A 19226-nucleotide genomic window follows, 5' to 3' on the forward strand; every position below is an offset into this window, starting at 1 on the left:
AAATGACAACACAAACCATTCTTCCGGTTGATTCCGTAGCGCTTCGTGCGTTATCCGAAAGCAAAAATGAGCCGGCTTGGCTCACAGATCAGCGCCAAGCTGCGCTTGAACTTGCTGGTAGCCTTGAGCTTCCGAAACTGGAAAAAACAAAAATTGAACGTTGGAATATTTCTGCATACGGACAATATAAAGCAGCTAACGCAATCTCTTTAGGAGAGGCTCCTGAAACAATTCACTCTTTGATCAGAGAAGAAGAAGACGGAACTTTGCTGATTCAGCGTAATTCCGGTGTTGTGTATAGCAATCTTTCCAAAGAGTTAGCAGATCAAGGTGTTATCTTCACGGATCTGGAAACAGCGGTACGTGAACATGAGGATCTTGTTAAAAAACATCTTCATACAGCAGTGAAATCAGATGAACACCAGCTTGCTGCGCTTCATTCTGCAATCTGGAACGGAGGGGTATTCCTCTACGTTCCTCGTAATGTGGTTCTCGACAAACCGGTTCAGGCCATTATGTTGTCTGACGATGGTACTGCAACGTTTGCACCACATATTCTGATTATTGCCGATACAAACAGTGAGGTAACCTATGTAGATAATTATGTATCTGGACAACTAGATGCAGAAGTATCTCATATTGGGGTAGCCGAAGTATTTGTAAAAGCAGGTGCAAAAGTTCGTTTTGCAACGGTTCACCAGTTTGGTGACCAAGTGACGGATGTTTCCTTCCGCCGCGCTGTTGTAGAGAACGATGGTTCCATTGAGTGGATCGTGGGAGAGATGAACATTGGCAATACGGCAAGTGATACGCTTTCTGTACTAAAAGGCAATGGTTCAACATCCGATCAAAAAACAATTGCTGTAGGTGCTGGTTCTCAAAAATTGAATTACACCACACAAGCGAAACACTTTGGCAAGAGTTCTTCAAGTCAGATGATTACTCGCGCTGTTATGAGAGAAGAAGCGACAGCAATCATCAATGGTATTACCAAAATTGAAAAGGGTGCAACCAAAGCCGATGGTCAGCAGACAGAACGTGTTCTTATGCTTAGCCCTAAAGCACGTGGAGATGCGAATCCAATTCTCCTCATTGATGAAGATGATGTTACAGCGGGTCACGCTGCCTCTGTAGGTCAAGTGAATCCAGAACAAATTTTCTATTTAATGTCACGCGGTATTTCCCGTACGGATGCGGAAAGATTGGTTATTTACGGATTTTTGGCTCCTGTTATTTCTGATATTCCAATGAAAGAATTGCAAGTTCAACTGCAATCTCTCGTTGAAAGGAAATTAGGACAATGAACGCCGAAGAGATTCGGAAACAATTTCCCATCTTAGGTCAAGAGATCAATGGGCATCCGTTGGTATATTTAGATAGTGCAGCGACTTCCCAGAAGCCGATTGCTGTTATAGAAGCCGTAAAACATTATTATGAGTGGGAGAACTCAAACGTGCACCGCGGAGTTCATACACTGGGCAGCCGTGCCACAGATGCGTATGAAGGTGCCCGTCAAAAAGTAGCCAAATTCATCAATGCAAGACGTACACAAGAGATTATTTTCACGAGAGGTACAACAACGGCATTAAATCTTGTTGCATCCTCTTATGGTCCTTCTGTACTTTCTGAAGGTGATGAAATTGTGATTACTCCTATGGAACACCATAGTAATCTGATTCCTTGGCAGCAACTTGCTTTACGAACAGGTGCTGTTCTAAAATATATTCCGCTTCAGCCAGATGGTAGTGTGTCATTGGCTGATGCAGAATCAACCATTACGCCAAAAACCAAAATCGTATCCATGGCATATGTATCTAATGTCCTTGGTGTAATCAACCCTGTGAAAGAGATCGCTGAGATTGCTCATCGTCATGGCGCTGTTATGGTCATCGATGGGGCTCAGAGTACTCCGCACATGAAAGTTGATGTTCAAGATTTAGACTGTGATTTCTATGCTTTGTCTGGACACAAGATGTGTGGTCCGACCGGTATCGGTGCACTTTATGGCAAGAAGGCGCTGCTTGAGTCCATGGAGCCGGTCGAATTTGGCGGCGAAATGATTGATGATGTTGGATTATATGAATCCACATGGAAAGAACTCCCTTGGAAATTCGAAGGAGGAACTCCGATCATTGCTGGCGCAGTAGGTCTCGGTGCTGCTATTGATTTCCTTGAGGAAATTGGCATGGACGAGATTGAAAGACATGAAAGTGTTTTAGCGAATTATGCTATGGATCGGTTATCTGAGATTGAAGGAATTACCATTTACGGTCCTAAGAAACGTCACGTAGGACTGGCGACGTTTAATCTAGAGGGTGTTCATCCTCATGATGTAGCGACCGTACTTGATGCAAGCGGAGTAGCGATCCGTGCAGGGCATCACTGCTGTCAGCCGCTTATGCGCTGGCTGGAAGTAGGTTCCACTGCACGAGCTAGCTTTTATCTATATAATACTGAGCAAGACGTTGACCGTCTTGTCAGCGCCTTAATCCAGACAAAGGAGTATTTTAGTGATGCAACTTGACGATCTGTATCGGCGCGTAATCATGGACCACTATAAAAATCCGCGAAATCGGGGTACTTTTGCTGATGACGCAGTCACAGTAAATTTAAATAATCCGACTTGCGGTGACCGGATTTCATTGCAGCTAAAAGTTAAAGACGGAATTGTCGAGGATGCAAAGTATTCAGGAGATGGCTGCTCAATCAGTATGTCTTCTGCTTCCATGATGACTGAGGCTGTTAAAGGCAAATCGATGGAAGAAGCTTTGAACTTGGCAGAACGTTTCTCCTCCTTGATGCAAGGAGAGGAACAAGAATTTGACGAATACGAAGATATTGAAGCCCTATCCGGTGTAAATAAATTCCCGGCGCGTATCAAGTGTGCAACCCTTGCATGGAATGCACTGCGTAAAGGGATTGATGAGGATCACAAATCACAATAACGATAGGGAGGTAGACCCCGATGGCTAAAAAAGCTCCAGAAATGGAAGAATATAAATATGGTTTTCGTGACGAACACCAATCCATTTTTAAAACGGGTAAAGGTCTGACTGAAGAGGTAGTAAGAGAAATTTCCCGTATTAAAGAAGAACCTGAATGGATGCTTGAGTTCCGTCTGAAGTCTCTGAAACAATTTTACAAAATGGATATGCCAAAATGGGGTGGAGATCTTGATGGTCTCGACTTCGACGAAATCCAATACTATGTAAGACCTTCTGAGAGACAAGGTAAGACATGGGAAGAAGTACCAACGGAAATCAAAGAAACATTCGATAAATTGGGTATTCCTGAAGCAGAGCAAAAGTTCCTTGCTGGTGTATCTGCTCAGTATGAGTCTGAGGTTGTATATCACAACATGCAGAAAGAACTTGAAGATCAAGGTGTAATCTTCATGGATACAGATACTGCGCTCAGAGAACATCCGGAAATTTTGAGAGAGTACTTCGCTACGATTATTCCTCCAGCGGACAACAAATTTGCAGCACTTAATAGTGCGGTATGGTCTGGCGGAAGCTTTATCTATGTACCTAAAGGTGTAAAATGTGAAGTGCCGCTTCAAGCCTACTTCCGGATTAACTCCGAAAATATGGGTCAATTTGAGCGTACACTGATCATTGCTGATGAAGATAGCTTCGTTCACTATGTAGAAGGCTGTACAGCTCCTGTATACAGCACGAATTCCCTGCATAGTGCAGTGGTTGAGATCATTGCGAAGAAGAACGCTCGCGTTCGTTATACAACGATCCAAAACTGGGCACCAAACATTTATAACCTGGTTACAAAACGTGCGGTTGCTGAAGAAAATGCAACGATGGAATGGGTCGATGGTAACATTGGTTCCAAACTGACGATGAAATATCCAGCTGTTATTCTGAAAGGCCGCGGTGCAAAAGGTTCTGTACTCTCCATTGCGGTTGCAGGTAAAGAGCAGCATCAGGATGCAGGGGCTAAAATGATTCACCTTGCACCAGATACAACTTCTACGATCGTATCGAAATCCATTAGTAAACATGGTGGTAAAGTAACGTATCGTGGGCTTGCCTCATTTGGACGTAACGCAGAAGGTGCTAAATCCAACATCAAGTGTGATACACTGATTCTGGATAATGAGTCCACTTCGGATACGATTCCTTACAATGAGATCATGAACGACAACATTACTTTGGAACACGAAGCAACTGTGTCCAAAGTATCTGAAGAGCAGCTTTTCTATCTGATGAGCCGTGGTTTGTCAGAAGCAGAAGCTACACAAATGATCGTAATGGGCTTCATCGAGCCATTCACGAAAGAACTTCCAATGGAATATGCGGTAGAGATGAACCGTCTCATCAAATTTGAGATGGAAGGTTCTATCGGTTAATTAGTTATAGAAGAACTTTAGAGACTTTTGAAATTACGTGCTACATTTGTAGCCGATTTAAAAAGCATTTTCAAATAAAGAAGACGAACTTTTTAAAGTTCGTCTTCTTCTTTTTTTATAAGTTTATTGAAAATGTTTTCACATCTTTGATGTCTTGAGTTTCTAACACCACTTTTTGATCATTCGCAATTAGAATCGTGGGGAATTCTTTTACACCTATTCTTTTAGATGCAGAGATTACGATACGCTACCGTTTTTATTTGTAAGATAAAACAAGTAAGACCCGATATAACAAATGGCAACACCACTAGCAAATATGCTAATGTTATACACTTGCATGGAACCACCGATGATATTCATCACAAAGGTAAGGATCCCAGCCAGAATAAAGACGGCAGAAGCCAGTTGATGCGTTTTTTTCCACACGGTTTCGTTAGATAAGGTCCAGCGATTGGCAAAACCAAAACGATATCCTTTTCTAGCTCGATATAAATAGTTACCAACAATGATAAAGATAATGCTTACGGTCATATTTCCAAGCATATAGAAATTAAAATGGTAACCTAACCCGTATAAAATCATCGCAATTTGGATTCCGAGCAGAATAAAAAGTGAAATTTTATAAATCAATGTGACTTCTAGAAGGTTTGCGCTGTGAACAAGACGCTTAGAGTTTTCACGGGTGAGCAGAAGTAGAAGCATGGTACCTGGAACGATGGCTAAGGCAATAAACTTAGGGGCAGTATTCGTAGGCGTATTGTCTGCTCCGAATTGAATAGCTAATGTTTCAGGCAAGAAGGGATAGGCGAATAAACCTAGGGCGATCGTTATACAGATGAATACGAGTGAAAAGAGATTCTTTTTTATCATTAGATTCAAACTCCTCTCATTAAAAATAAACACCGTATAATTCATTTTATTCCTTGTTAAATTTGAGGGCCCAGTACATAATCTCTTGAATCATCGTTGTGTTCAGAGAGTAGTGGATGAATTGTCCCTTTTTTTCAGCGAAAATTAAATCGGCTTGATTTAAAATGCTTAAGTGATGCGAAATGCTTGGTTTTGTCATATGGAAATGGTCTGCAATTTCTCCCGCGGTCATATTTTCTTTTCTCAATAATTCAAGAATCTTCATTCGCGTAGGATCTGACAAAGCTTTAAATGTGTTAAACATGGATTTCACCAACATATCTATATTTAGATAATTTTCTAAATATATAATAACAGTTAATTTCATTAAATGGAAGTAGATACCATAATGTATGAACCTACTATAAGTATGAACATAAAAAAAGGAAAAGGCCGAGGAAAGATTCCTCAGCCTTTTTGTTATCTTTACCTGCTTGGTTAGATATCGCATGTAATACAGTCATAGTAACTTGATAGGGCTCTTATGTATAGGTTCTAGTTCATACTGTTAAATATAAATTTCTACAATTGCGATATAACGATGCTTCGCAAGATCAATAAACCCGTGAGGGCTTTTTACAAGAGGTCTGAAATAATCGTTTGGATTGTTCAGTACAATAAGTCCCGTATCACCGGTAGTGAGCAGTACTTTTTTACCAATAAAATTGGGCAACAAATGTTTGATAAAGCTCTGAGTTACTTCTGCATTCAATTGACCAAAGCTAAGACCGTATAGCTCGCATAGGACAGAGATATACTCTTGTTTGGACTGATAAACGCGATTGGTAGTCATGGCGCTGTAAACGTCTGCTACAGCCGCTATACGCGAATAAGGATGGATGTCATCCTTGCGCAGCCCATAGGGGTATCCGCTTCCATCCTCACGTTCATGATGCTGAAGTGCAGGGAGGGCGAGCAGTTCATTTCCTGTAGAGGCAAGAATAATGTCATGTCCTTGCTTTGCGTGTTTTTTCATGACACGAAATTCTTCGGGACTGAGTTTCCCAGGTTTATGTAATAGTTCTTGTGGGACTACTGATTTCCCGATATCAATGAGATAACCTGCTTTAGAGATGTTATAACAGTCCTCTTCTGAATAACCGAGCCAAGAGGCCATATAATACGTGAGAATGCCTACTTGGACGGAATGGTTATATGTATACTCATCATCCCGGTCTAAAAGAAGAAGTAGTGAGACAACATCCTTCTGCTCGACAAGTTGCTCTGTCATCGGTTGAAGCAGTTCATCAACCTGATTCATGGCAATGGTTCCAGAGTTCATCGCTTGCTTGAAAATGGTTGCTGTTCCTGCCATCGTTGTATCGAACAGCGGAACGAGCTTCATTAGTGATTCCCCAGGGGACGAAGTGACAACAGGAGCAGGGAAAACGGGCAGCTGTACACTATCTGCGATGTCTACATAATCAATACCATGCAATTTAAGTCTATTAATATCAGAATCGTTAAGGAGAGAGCCTGCTGGCATCAGCTGCACACCGGAATGATTAAATGCATCATTTTCCAGTAACTGACCGGGCTTAAGATCGGTGACATGTAATCTCAAACAAATAAACCACCTTTAAGCATTGAATTTAAAAATATCATAACAAGAAAAAAATGGTATGACAATGACTTGTTAAAGGAAACAGTCATGTTTTAGGGTTCCAGGGTCCGGTCTGATGACCCTTCCACTCGGATCCATCTGCCCATACTTCTTTTTTCCATATTGGCACAATTTCTTTTAGACGTTCAATGGCATATCTGCTTGCATCATAGCAATCGGCTCGGTGGGGGGAAGAAACTGCTATGACTACACTGATCTCTGCAATTCCTACTTTACCCAGTCGATGGGAGATGGCGCACCGCGTTCCAGGCCAGCGCTGATCTATTTCTTGTCCTATCGTTTGCATCATAGATAAAGCCATAGGAATATAAGCCTCATATTCAAGAAGAATGGTCCGCTGATCCCCCGTCATTTCTCTTGTGGTGCCAACAAAGGATAGGGCAGCTCCATGATTAGGAGTAATGACTTTATCTGTTACTTGCTCCACAGACAGCGGAGAATATCCAATTGTATATAACCCGTCTGAGGTCGTGTGGATCTCTTCATTGTCAGCAGAACCAGAGGAGGTTCCGTCTCCACCAGAAACAGGCGGGATGAGGGCAATTTCATCTTCTGCATTCAGAGAGGCGTGTGAGGGGGCGTATTCTTGGTTTATTGCAATAATCGCACTCTGAATTAACCCCGCAGCATCTGGATATTGATGAATAAGTTCTTCTTTTACTTGCCCTGCTGTTGTAGATTCTGCTAACGTAAGTTCGACTCTGGATTTGCCGATTCTTTCGGCTATTCCTGCAAATAATAAAACGGTTATTTTCATTTTTTCACCTCATTTTTGTTCAAGAAACCCTTTTAATATATCATATCGTACATAAAAATGTTATGCTTATCTATTAGAGGAAACAGGAAATAAGGACTAGGCTGTACCATTTTTCCGGAGGAGAGAACGAAGATGAACGATTCACACAAACAAATACTCACCATTCTTCACACGAATGATATCCATAGTCATTTTGAACATATGGGCTCGCTCGCAGCGATGATTCATGAAACTAAAGAACAATCTTCATCCGGAGAAGAAGTGCTCGTCCTTGATATAGGAGATCATATGGACCGGATGGCCGCCGAGACAGAAGGCACGATGGGCGGTGCAAATATTGATATCATTAATATAACAGGCTATGATGCAGTTACGATCGGGAATAATGAAGGATTAACGTTTACAACAGATATTCTTGATCAAGCATATGCAGGAATTTTATGTCCTGTCGTATGTGGGAATCTTCTATTAAAAAGTACAGGCAAACCTCCATTGTGGATGGAACCTTATCATATAATGAATAAAGGCGGGATTCGAATTGGACTCCTCGGAGCTACTGCTCCATTTAACGCTTTTTATGAACTGTTAGGACTCGAAGCACTTGATCCGATCGAAACATTACGAAGTCAGGTTACCGAGATAAGGGATCAGGTTGATATTGTGATTGTGTTGTCTCACTTAGGTATTATGATGGATGAGAGAATAGCCGAAATAATAGAAGGGATCGATGTGATTCTAGGAGGACATACACATCATGTGCTTAAAGAACCGCTGATGATAAATGGTACCGTGGTTTGCGGCGCCGGAAAGTATGGTCAGTATTTGGGGAAAGTAACCCTCGAACGTCATCCTGAACAGGAGCGTTTTTCTTTGGTTTCTGGCGGATGTTATCCGGTAAATGAGATGCTTTTAGATGAAAATGTAACAGCGGCCATCCTTGCTCATCGTGAGCAGGCTGAGATTAAACTCAGCCGGACCGTAGCGATTACTGACAGAGATCTCCCTATTTCTTGGGATGAAGAGTCCCCATTTGGTAATATATTAGCTCAGGCGGTTAGACATTTCACAGAGGCAGATCTCTCGGTTATCAATGCAGGTCAGCTATTAGGGGCGCTTCCGGCAGGAAATGTTACGGAGGGTATGTTACATTCTTTATGTCCATCTCCCATCAATGCGTGTACAATTCAGTTAAAAGGGGCAGATTTGCGCAGAGCGCTGGAACAAAGTCTGCTTCCTGAATATAGAGAGTTAGTGTTCAAAGGATTTGGTTTTCGAGGATATCAAATGGGCTGTCTGTGTCTCGATGGTGCTGAAGTGTATTATGATGATTCGCTGCCGCCTTATCATAAGATCACGGAGATCCGTGTTCAAGGATCGGTTCTTAGCGACGAGCAGTTTTATAAAGTAGGAACGCTTGATATGTTTACATTTAATATTGGTTATGAAAGTCTTTCTTTAGGTTCCGACCTATCCTATCGATTACCTGAGTTTATTAGAGATTTGCTCGGTATGGAGCTGCGAAGACCGGAGTCGTTAGAAGAAAGTTCGTTAGCCCGTTGGCATCCGAACTTATCGAAGTAAAGGAACTGTTAAAGAGCATTTTAATGTAGGCAGGAGAGGGTGACCTTGCGTCTTGTACCCATTGCTATGCTTGAGCTCGGTATGAAACTCGGCAAGCGAATATATAATGATGAGGGTATTGTTTTACTCAGTGAACAAGTTGTACTGAACTCCCATCTGATCAAGCGAATCTCTCAGTTGGGTATTAGTTATGTATATATTCAGGACCCTTTAACGGAAGATTTGGAATTTCCTGCTGTATTACGAGAAGAAACTAGGATCAGAGCGATGAAAGAGATCAAAGAAGAGTTCTCTATTCTATCAAGCGGTAAAATGAAAAATAAATATCCTTATTTAGGGAAAAAATTTACTGGTGTGATGGAGCTTATTCTTGAAGATATTAGTTCTCAGCCCAGTGTCATGATTATGATGACGGGAATGCATACCATGGATCACACTTTATATGAGCATTCACTTAATGTATGTATTAATTCTTTGATTCTTGGTAAAGCACTTGGTTATGACCATAGTAAACTGATGGAGATCGGTCTTGGTGCGATGTTGCATGATATTGGCAAGACTCAAATACCTCCTCATATTTTGCAAAAGCCAGGAAAGCTAACTCATGAGGAATATGAAATCGTAAAGAATCATACGTTATATGGATTCAAACTTTTAAAAGATGAACCTGGTATCCCTTTATTATCGGCACATTGTGCACTTCAGCACCATGAACGAATGGATGGTCAAGGTTACCCTCAGGGGCTAAAAGGATCAGATATTCACGAATATGCCAAATTGCTTGCACTCACAGACTCTTATGATGCGATGACCACGAATCGTGTCTATCAGAATGCTTTGCTGCCTCATCAAGCAGTAGAAATGCTGTTCGCGGGTACAGGAACACTCTATGATCAGCATATCTTGGAGGTTTTTAGGGATTATGTAGCTATTTATCCGGTGGGTCTTACCGTAGAGCTTATCACCGGGGACACTGCAGTCGTTGTTCGTATTCATCCTCAAGCACCGCATCGTCCCGTTGTTCGAGTTATTAAAGATTCGGAAGGCAGGCAGCTACATGCTCCTTATGATCTCGATTTAATGGAACATTTATCCGTTATGATTACGGGTGTGGGCGGGGAGGCAGTTATGATGACTTCGGAAGTGCCTCAGTTTACATAACGGGGTGTTTTTTGTTCGGAAACATACTTGATATGCGAAATTAATCATTAATAATGTATTGGATTGCTTGATGCTATCCGTTTATTTTAGGAAGTAAGGTGAATTAAAATGAGTTTATTAAATCATGAATCGAATTCGTTACAAGTTATCTCTCCGTCTTATGATCCTTGGGATCCTATTATGTCACTGCGAAAATATGGGCAGCATAAGCTGACAAGTGTTGAGATGACAGTAACTCACTTGTGTAATATGCGCTGTGAACATTGTGCCGTAGGAGACATGCTTGTTATGAAAGAGGCACCTGCACTGCCTGTTTCTGAGATGATCAAGGCACTCGATCAGGTGGAACATCTTGAGACGATTAGTTTGACAGGCGGGGAACCAAGTTTTCTCGAAAAAACGGTAGATGAAATGATTGTACCGCTGTTGAAATACGCGAGAGAACGGGGAATAAGATCCCAGATTAACTCTAACCTGACGCTTGATCTGAGTCGTTATGAGAAAATGCTGCCTTATCTTGATGTTATGCATATTTCCTTTAATTATCTAAGCGCTAAGGATTTGCATGAGGTAGGATTTACAAACAGTCCTCGGCCAGTAAATTATGAAGTAGCAGCAAGAATGTACGATAAAATGATGGAGAATTCTTTGAAACTCAGTGAGCAAGGAATGTTTATATCAGCCGAATCCATGATTAATTATCGCACGCATGATAAATTAGCTGGTATTCATCGTTTAATCGGACAGATGGGGGCAAAACGTCATGAAGTGCACCCGATGTATGCGTCTAATTTTGCCGCTTCACTGCCGGTGCTTTCCTTAGATGACATGCGAGCCAGTATTCATGGACTGCTGGATGCTAGAGACAAAGACATGTGGATGTTGTTTGGAACCCTTCCATTCTACGCTTGTAATGGGGGAGAGGAAGATCGCAAGCTAATTTCTAGATTGCATAAAGAGCCAAATGTAACGGTTCGTAACGATCCGGATGGTCGCAATCGGGTTAATGTGAACATGTTTACCGGTAATGTGTATGTGACGGATTTTGCAGATATCCCTGCCTTTGGCAACATTAAAAATAAGAAGCTTGATGATATTTTTGAAGAATGGACGACAAATCATCCACTCAATCAGACCGTAAACTGTTTTTGTGACGCTGCTCAGTGCTGTGGTCCTAACCTGCTTGTAGCAGATATGTATTATAAGGATGTAGATTTCAAAACTAGAAAAGCACTCACTGATATGATGTAACTTAAGTAAACATAAGTGTTATCAGCAGGTAAAAAGAATTGTAATAAAGGAGAGGCAGTCACGTCATATACGTGACTGCCTCTTTTTAGATTCATTCGTTAGGAAGTGATCTTATCATCTTTACGCATGCTTACTCGAATAAATTTAATTACTTCCATCAGCAGAACGGAGCCGAGGGCAAGTCCACCGGCAATAAGGAACTCATTCCATCCAAACGTTGCTGGAATGGAGAAGATACCGCGCACACCAGGAAGCAAAGTAATACCATAAAGAACGAAACAGAGTAGGACGGCTCCAATAACATACTTATTGGACAAGAAGCCAACCTGGAAAATGGTTTGCTGATTGGATCGTGCTGCAAAGGTCTGCAGGGTACGTGCCAAAATCAGCGTTGTAAAGGCCATGGCCACACTCATCTCCGGCGAATGTTGAAGCCCAATATACTGGGAGATAATAACGGCGATCCCGATAAGGAGACCTCTGGTAATCACTGCTGTGAGCGTTCCGCCGGCAAAGATACCTTCGTTAATATCACGCGGCTTCCGCGACATCACATTCGGTTCTGCTTTTTCCATCCCGAGTGCGATGGCAGGAAGCGAGTCATTCGCCAAATTGATGAACAAGAGCTGAATCGCTGTAAATGGATTAATCCAGTCCACAATCAAGGCGAAGAGAATCGCTATAATTGCACCTAAATTTCCCGCGAACAGATAAGCGATCGCTTTCTTGATGTTATCAAATACAGTACGACCTACTTCAACGGCGTTAACAATGGAAACGAAATTATCATCCGTCAGAATCATGGCCGACGCATCTTTAGCTACGTCCGTACCACTACCCATTGCAACCCCAATATCCGCTTGTTTCAATGCAGGAGCATCGTTAACTCCGTCACCCGTCATTGCGGTGATTTGGCCTTTTTTCTGCCAAGCACGAACAATTCGAATTTTATTCTCTGGTGAAACACGGGCATAGACGGAGATTTGTTCTAACTTTTGATCAAGTTCTTGTTCAGACATGGCATCAAGTTCTTGACCTGTTACCGCAATATCTCCCTCACTCATGAGTCCGATATCCCGTCCAATAGCCTGAGCTGTTGTCTTATGGTCGCCTGTAATCATTACCGTACGGATTCCTGCTTTTTTGGATTCCACAATCGAGTCAAAGACTTCTTCGCGCGGTGGATCGATCATCGCGGTAAGACCGACCAGAACAAGGTCATACTCGTCACTTACATCGATCTCCGTCGTTTCATTTGGAATGTGTTTATAAGCATATGCAAGGACACGAAGTGCTCGCTTAGAGAACTCTTCATTTTGATGACGGAACTGTTCGATCATTTCGTCTTTGAGCGGTTGTTCTTCACCGTGGATGAAGACACGATTACAACGACTGAATAGTACGTCCGGTCCGCCTTTGGTCAAAATTGTTTTCTGTCCATCAAACGTATGGATGGTCGACATCAGTTTTCGATCCGAGTCGAAAGGAATTTCTGCTTCCCGCGGGAATTGGTCCCGAATTTCTCGGTAATGTTTGTTTTTTCTATTACTGAACGCAATAAGCGCAGTCTCCGTCGGATCGCCGAGTTCTTTTCCTTCTTCATTGATATGAGAATCGTTACAAAGTACAGCAATGTGCAAGAGTCTTCGTTCTGCAGCGGTTAACGTATCTGGATCATCCGGAAATTCTTCTTTGGTTCCTTCAGGCAGATAATAATCGACCACGGTCATTCGGTTTTGTGTCAGTGTACCGGTTTTATCTGTACAAATTACACTTGTTGAACCTAGAGACTCAACCGCAGGAAGCTTACGAATAATCGCATGCTGTTTTGCCATTTTATTCGTTCCCACGGAAAGAACAATCGTCACAATGGATGATAGAGCTTCCGGGATGGCAGCAACGGCAACAGCAACAGCGAACATAAGAGCATTCAGGATCGATGCAGTCATATCTACTGAATTATTGTTAAAGTAAATACGCGCTGCTTCTACTCCGAAAATAATAACGGACAGGATGAGAATGAATATCCCTAGTTTTTTACTGAATTTGTCTAATTTACGCTGGAGTGGTGTTTGTTTGGATTCTGCACTTTCAATCAGGCCTGCAATCTTGCCGATCTCTGTTTTTTCTCCAGTAGCCGTTATGACAATCGTTCCTCGGCCATAAACGGTAAGCGCACCACTAAATACCATATTGAGACGATCACCAATAGCAACTTCACCTTCTATAGGATCGGTATGCTTCTCAACAGCTTCCGATTCACCGGTCAGCATACCTTCATTTACCTTAAGGCTACCGGATTCAATGATACGTCCGTCTGCCGGCACATTGTCTCCTGCCTCGAGCAGCACAATGTCGCCGGGAACAAGTTCTCTGGCAGGTATCGTTATACGTGCTCCATCTCGAATGACTTTCGCTTCAGGAGCAGAGAGGTTACGCAGGGCATCAAGTGAACTTTCTGCTTTTCTTGTTTGCACAACACTAACGATGGCGTTAAGAACAAGTACAAGAAAAATGATTAAAGATTCAATATATTGCCCAAGGAAAAGCTGAACAGCAGCTGCAATGAGAAGCACAATGACCATAGGGTCTTTAAAGTTTTCTAAGAAAAGTTTCCATATTGGATCTTTGGCTTTCGCTTTCAGTTCATTATAACCTTCTGAATCCAGTCGTTTTTGTGCTTCTGTACTGGAAATTCCCTGTTCTGAACTATTTAGTTTGCTGAGAACTTCTTCTTTACTTTGTTGATAGTAATTCAATTCGAATTTCCCTCCCTTGTTATTCTGGCTGTCGAAGATTTAAACCAGGCTTGCATTCTCTTTTGCCTTATGTATATTTCAAGCATCAGCAAAAGAAAGTTATTATCTCTCTCCAGTGTAATTTCTCCACACCCTCCTCTTGTTATGCTTGAATCATAAATACTCTGTTCATTACCCGCTTAAATAAGAGCAGACACCGGATTTCTGAAGATAAATATATATCTTTTGTGAAGCGAATCCATTTTAAATGAGTTATGAAATGGATTCATTCAATTTATATTTTACATAACTCAGGTTTACATGACTGTTAAAAAATGCGTATCATAGATAGAGAACGATATAAACTTCGAATTATTTTGGATACGGAAAGGATGCTGCAATAATGAATCGATTGGTTACCCTCAAAAAGCCGGAGGCCATGATTTTTGATATGGACGGTACTCTTTTTCAAACAGAATCACTTCTCATCCCAGTATATCACCGACTGTTTGATATCTTGAGGGAGGAAGGCCATCATGAGGGTCCAACTCCGCCAGAAGAACTTATGCTTGGATGTCTCGGGATGTTACTTCCGGATATATGGAATAAAGTAATTCCGAATGCGACGGATGAGGCAAAGGCTCGTGCAGATGAGCTTCTTCTGCAGCTTGAACTAGAAGATTTAAAAGCAGGATCTGGAGTCCTTTATCCAGGAGTAAAAGAAACACTTCAAGAGCTTCATAAGAAGGGTGTCAAACTTTTTGTAGCAAGTAATGGACTAGAACATTATGTAAAAGGAGTAGCGGAAATTCACGAGATTACCGAATGGTTTGACGATCTGTATAGTGCAGGTGAATTCAGCACTGCTTCAAAAGTAGATCTAGTGAAGCTGCTTCTAGATAAATATGAGATTACAAACGCGTGGATGGTAGGAGATCGTTCTTCCGATGTAGAAGCGGGGGTTCAGAATGGTCAGACCGTTATTGGCTGTGCCTATGCTGGGTTTGGTAAGGAAGATGAACTGAAGGGTTCAAGTGCATTCATAAATGATTTCTCGGAGCTGCTCGAACTGTATAACAAAGCCGAATAGATCACCGGTAATACCTATTTAGAGTCCTCATAACATAAATAAAACAAGCCGCAAGGTTATATACTTCCCACATGGAGTAAGTGAATGCTCCAGTGGACAGATATAACATATGCGGCTTGTTTTTGGCATATCTTTATAGAGTTATTTATTCTTTTGTTTATAGAGCCACAGCGAATATTCGAGAGGTTTTATAATGGCCTGACGATAGACCTCATCTTGACCAATCTCAATAAATACTTCACGTGCCGGTTTAGGATTAACCTCAATAAGATAGATGCGGCCATTCTTATCAATAGCCAGATCAAGAGCCAATTCACATAAATCTCCGTAGGTTTTCTCAAGGTATTGAGCAATCTCAATACCGAACTCTTCTGCCGTTTCTCGAACCTCATTTCGTTTTTCCGGAAGTGATATCCATCGCGATAAAAGTTCGTTCATCTCCGCAGCCCTGCCACCGCCATGCAGATTGGAAGTTACACTTCGCTCTGCGCCAATTCGTCCTGCGCAGCCGGTACATTCCCACTGCCCATGTTTATTCTTCTGCACGAGCATACGGTAATCATGAACACGACCATTAGGAAGTTTTAATTGAACCCCTTCTTGGATAATATACCGAGTTCCCATATCTTCAGATGGCAGTAACGTGGATATATTCTCTGTTTGAATCTTTCTTGGAGTGATGATACGTCTCTGCTGATCCCGTCCTTGTACAAGTAAGATGTTAGTGTCTCTTGAGCTGCGCTCGATACGTAAAATTCCGCGCCCGCCCGTGCCGTTAATCGGTTTCAGGTAAAGAAGTTTGTGTTTTTTTAGCATTGATTTGACATCAGCCGTGCTTCCATACAGTTTAGTATCGAGTAAGAAGGGGCGAAAGAGTGCTTTTTTATTCAACACTTGATGCAGGGTCCACTTATTACGAAGCGGACGATTTAGGAATAGAAGATGAGCATATTTTTTGCGAAAACGAAGCAGTTCCTGAAATCGTTCTCCCCGCTGAATCCGGCAGCGATCAAAGATGAGGTCCGGAAAAGAACGCCATTTGCGTATCCAGCGATTCTGCTCAGGCAGATACATTAGGGCATGAATCAGTTCTTTGCTGGAATTTACATCGGAGGGAGTGAATACATACACGTCAATGCCCAGCTTTTGGCCTTCTTCAATCATCTTCTCATACACTTTTTTCTCTTCAAGATGCTTTTTATCGTTAAGATACAGAGTGAGTATGCCTAGGACAGGTGACGGCATAAAAGGATCACCTTCTCTAATTTTCTATTTGTTTCGCTAAATAGGTGCAGTAATGAATAATTCGCTCCAGTGACCGCTTACGTATTAAAGGTTCATCGAATTTCATCGGTTTTGCATTCGCTTCAAAGAAACAGATGCCTCCGCTCGGGTTAACACCGAGATCCATGGACATCTCACCGAGTCTATGACCTGCTGCCTTTTCCACTTGTTTTGCAATAGTGATGGCAGTCTCTTTCACATGATTCATAATTTGGCTTGCTCCTTCTGAACCGAATACTTCAGACAGCAGTTCAAACGGATCCTCTATGCTGCCACCGCGGGGAACATGGGTTGTAATACTTTTAAGTCCTGCAAGTCTAGCTCCAATTCCCGAGAGACTCCATAATCCTTTACTGTTCTTTTGGACCAGTACGCGAAGATCAAAAGGCCGGCCTTTATAGGTGGCGAGTTTGATTCCTTGCTGAATGATATACTTGCAATCTTCCGTTTCTAATTGGACTCTGTTCCAAAGTTTTTGAAGGGTAGCTGCCTTGTACGTCACACTTTTTTTGTTATCTTGAATCCGAAGTATAAAGGGCAGTTTTTCTTTCTTCTGAAAGGTAAGCCGCATAATTCCTTTGCCTGCTTTCCCGTTTTCCGGCTTTAAATAAACATAAGGATATTGCTCGAGTACTTTTCCTAATCCACGCCTGGTTCGAAGTTTTTTGGTATAAGGGATAAAATCACGGGTAGACTTCACTTTACTGAGCCATTCAAACAGATCCCATTTATTAAAAAAATAAGGATTGAACAGAGTAATGCCCGGATGATCCAGACACTCCTGTATCTTTTTCTTTACCAATGGATCCTGTTCATCTTCCCGCTGAGGAATACGGTTATAGATCACCTGAGGAAGGGGGAACAGGTCTTGGACCCATTCCTTTACGTGTGCATCATAGCGGTATCCTTTAATTTCTCGAGAAGACAGCTTCAGGTCGCGGACGGTTACGATGTACACGGAACATCCAAGCTCTTCACCGGTGTTAATAATGTCGCGAAAATTGTTGCGGTTTCCCCGAAAGAGAAGCTTCTTGTCATGCATGGTCAGAATCGCAATAGTAGGCTTTGTGTCCCGGCTCTCACCAATCACAAATCTTCCCTCTGATGGAACTGACTTAGATATAAACAGTGGTCTACTATGTGTTCCACCGATGCTTTCCCCTCTGTTCTGAGCTGAGGGTGACGGAAGATCGATCGCCCCGGTTTTGCGTTCGCTTCGAACATCCATACGTGTTCCTCCTGATCAATGCCAAGGTCAAATCCAATTTCACCAAGAACGTGCTTATGATGAAACTCAATGGCCTCCGCAAGTTTAATAGCGACATCTTTTGTTTTTTGCAAAACTTCAGATGACCTGCTGCCAAATGTTTTGGTGAGCGCTTGTTCTGGTGTCATTAAAGAACCGCCGTTTTTTATGTGGGTGGTAATGGAGCCTTTTCCGGCTTTTTTAGCCCCGATCCCCACGACGACCCATTTGTTGTTTCCGTTCTTGTGCATGTGAAATCGAAAATCGATAGGGCAGCGGTCAATTTCTATGAGTCTGATTCCTTGCTGTGCAACATAGTCATGAGACACCGAGCCAAGTTTTGATTTTAACATTCGGGCAAGACTTTTAAATGTCTTAAAGCGCAGAAGAACATTACCACCCGCTTTACGATAACGGCAAAAATATCCGCGACTCGGCAAATAGGTCAATCGATAGATACCTTGACCCAGGCTTCCGGAAGAAGGTTTATAATACACAATCTGATGTTTTTCTAACATTTCATTGATAAGCTCCATGCTTGGATTAAGATGGGACTCGGGTACATAACCATTGACGGTTTGATCATCTTCGAGAAGTTTGTAAATATCGGATTTATTAAAAAAACTCCAGTTGAAAAAAGGGATGTTTCTACGTTCAAAGCGATCTCGGAGCTGGTTTGTAGAATGCGAGAAATCAGATCTTCTGCTTGGCAAACGATTGTAGATCACATCAGGGAGCGGTACACGCTTTCTGACAAATCCTCCAGAGCTGTTAAGGAAATACCCGTATACCGTTTCGCTGCCCCAGTCAATATCTCGCGGTGTAAAACCAAAAGTGTATGATTTCTGATTACCTTCTCTGAGTAACTGCTTCACAAAGCCGGTTCTTGAACCAAAGGGTTTGGTAGCTGATAGAGGGCCGTCAGATAAAATCCCGATCAGTGGTCCGAGATGAACTTCATCGCCTTCGACGTTTTTAACAAGGATGCCGCCTGTCGTTGGTACCTGAATCGCACTGCGCACACCACTTGAAAGATAGATATGTTTTCCGCTTTTCTTCATTGGCTTTAGATTTACTTGAATCCGATTTTTACCCAGCCGGATATGAATGTTCTTTTTACCGGATAATTGAAAATTTTTAATGAGTGCATTAGATAGATAAATGATTTTCTCCGGCCGCTTCGTAAAATGCAAATTGCATAATGTCAGGCTCATTTATTTTT

16 protein-coding genes are annotated in these 19226 nt (G+C 42.1%); 8 read left to right on the top strand and 8 right to left on the bottom strand.

What is annotated here, in order from left to right; genetic code table 11:
* Positions 1-2: 2 nt before the first annotated feature.
* Genes sufD through sufB form a run of 4 tightly spaced genes read left to right on the top strand, consistent with a single transcriptional unit; the run spans position 3 to position 4363 of the window.
* Positions 3-1304, top strand: a complete 1302-nt coding sequence (gene sufD / locus H9647_RS02580; protein WP_191797908.1) for a Fe-S cluster assembly protein SufD — start codon at positions 3-5, stop codon at positions 1302-1304.
* Positions 1301-2524 (top strand): cysteine desulfurase, encoded by a 1224-nt coding sequence (locus H9647_RS02585; RefSeq protein WP_191797910.1) that lies wholly within the window; start codon positions 1301-1303, stop codon positions 2522-2524. Before sufD ends, H9647_RS02585 begins: the two co-directional genes overlap by 4 nt.
* Entirely contained in the window at positions 2514-2945 is a 432-nt protein-coding gene (sufU, locus tag H9647_RS02590) for a Fe-S cluster assembly sulfur transfer protein SufU (RefSeq protein ID WP_160032916.1), read from the top strand. Before H9647_RS02585 ends, sufU begins: the two co-directional genes overlap by 11 nt.
* A 20-nt stretch (positions 2946-2965) precedes the next feature.
* Positions 2966-4363: a Fe-S cluster assembly protein SufB gene (sufB, locus tag H9647_RS02595; RefSeq protein WP_191797912.1), complete on the top strand. Its 1398-nt coding sequence runs from the start codon at positions 2966-2968 to the stop codon at positions 4361-4363.
* A gap of 237 nt (positions 4364-4600) precedes the next feature.
* Here sufB and H9647_RS02600 read toward each other — a convergent pair whose 3' ends face one another.
* The 4 genes from H9647_RS02600 to moaD form a co-directional block, all read right to left on the bottom strand.
* On the bottom strand, positions 4601-5233 hold the full coding sequence (locus H9647_RS02600; protein WP_191797914.1) for a DUF1648 domain-containing protein: 633 nt from the start codon (positions 5231-5233) through the stop codon (positions 4601-4603).
* A 46-nt stretch (positions 5234-5279) separates the two neighbouring features.
* Positions 5280-5537: an autorepressor SdpR family transcription factor gene (locus H9647_RS02605; protein WP_191798625.1), complete on the bottom strand. Its 258-nt coding sequence runs from the start codon at positions 5535-5537 to the stop codon at positions 5280-5282.
* A 243-nt stretch (positions 5538-5780) separates the two neighbouring features.
* Positions 5781-6836 carry an HD-GYP domain-containing protein gene (locus tag H9647_RS02610; protein WP_191797916.1) on the bottom strand — a complete coding sequence of 352 codons (1056 nt, stop codon included), beginning with the start codon at positions 6834-6836 and terminating at the stop codon, positions 5781-5783.
* 85 nt (positions 6837-6921) lie between these two features.
* Complete coding sequence (moaD, locus tag H9647_RS02615; protein ID WP_191797918.1) at positions 6922-7653, bottom strand: molybdopterin converting factor subunit 1; 732 nt, start codon at positions 7651-7653, stop codon at positions 6922-6924.
* 132 nt (positions 7654-7785) lie between these two features.
* On the opposite strand from moaD, the gene H9647_RS02620 reads away from it, so the two are divergent.
* From H9647_RS02620 to yfkAB, 3 genes are all read left to right on the top strand, one after another.
* Positions 7786-9234 (top strand): bifunctional metallophosphatase/5'-nucleotidase, encoded by a 1449-nt coding sequence (locus tag H9647_RS02620; RefSeq protein WP_191797920.1) that lies wholly within the window; start codon positions 7786-7788, stop codon positions 9232-9234.
* Positions 9235-9279: 45 nt separating this feature from the next.
* The gene (locus tag H9647_RS02625; RefSeq protein WP_225229006.1) at positions 9280-10395 is read left to right on the top strand and encodes an HD-GYP domain-containing protein; all 1116 of its coding nucleotides are present in this window, start codon (positions 9280-9282) and stop codon (positions 10393-10395) included.
* Positions 10396-10503: 108 nt separating this feature from the next.
* On the top strand, positions 10504-11646 hold the full coding sequence (gene yfkAB, locus H9647_RS02630) for a radical SAM/CxCxxxxC motif protein YfkAB (RefSeq protein WP_191797922.1): 1143 nt from the start codon (positions 10504-10506) through the stop codon (positions 11644-11646).
* Between the two features lie 98 nt (positions 11647-11744).
* Here the strand turns inward: yfkAB and H9647_RS02635 are convergent, their stop codons facing one another.
* The gene (locus tag H9647_RS02635; protein ID WP_191797924.1) at positions 11745-14405 is read right to left on the bottom strand and encodes a cation-translocating P-type ATPase; all 2661 of its coding nucleotides are present in this window, start codon (positions 14403-14405) and stop codon (positions 11745-11747) included.
* A gap of 382 nt (positions 14406-14787) precedes the next feature.
* On the opposite strand from H9647_RS02635, the gene H9647_RS02640 reads away from it, so the two are divergent.
* Positions 14788-15474: an HAD family hydrolase gene (locus H9647_RS02640; protein WP_191797926.1), complete on the top strand. Its 687-nt coding sequence runs from the start codon at positions 14788-14790 to the stop codon at positions 15472-15474.
* A gap of 141 nt (positions 15475-15615) precedes the next feature.
* On the opposite strand, the gene H9647_RS02645 is transcribed toward H9647_RS02640, so the two are convergent.
* Genes H9647_RS02645 through H9647_RS02655 form a run of 3 tightly spaced genes read right to left on the bottom strand, consistent with a single transcriptional unit; the run spans position 15616 to position 19218 of the window.
* Positions 15616-16719 carry a YheC/YheD family endospore coat-associated protein gene (locus H9647_RS02645; RefSeq protein WP_191797928.1) on the bottom strand — a complete coding sequence of 368 codons (1104 nt, stop codon included), beginning with the start codon at positions 16717-16719 and terminating at the stop codon, positions 15616-15618.
* Positions 16720-16735: 16 nt separating this feature from the next.
* Positions 16736-17845 carry a YheC/YheD family endospore coat-associated protein gene (locus H9647_RS02650; RefSeq protein WP_404822579.1) on the bottom strand — a complete coding sequence of 370 codons (1110 nt, stop codon included), beginning with the start codon at positions 17843-17845 and terminating at the stop codon, positions 16736-16738.
* Positions 17845-19218, bottom strand: a complete 1374-nt coding sequence (locus H9647_RS02655) for a YheC/YheD family endospore coat-associated protein (RefSeq protein WP_191797930.1) — start codon at positions 19216-19218, stop codon at positions 17845-17847. The genes H9647_RS02650 and H9647_RS02655 overlap by 1 nt, the downstream gene beginning before the upstream one ends.
* Between the last annotated feature and the right edge of the window lie 8 nt (positions 19219-19226).

Source organism: Paenibacillus gallinarum (assembly GCF_014836635.1).
Taxonomy (GTDB): Bacteria; Bacillota; Bacilli; order Paenibacillales; family Paenibacillaceae; genus Paenibacillus; species Paenibacillus gallinarum.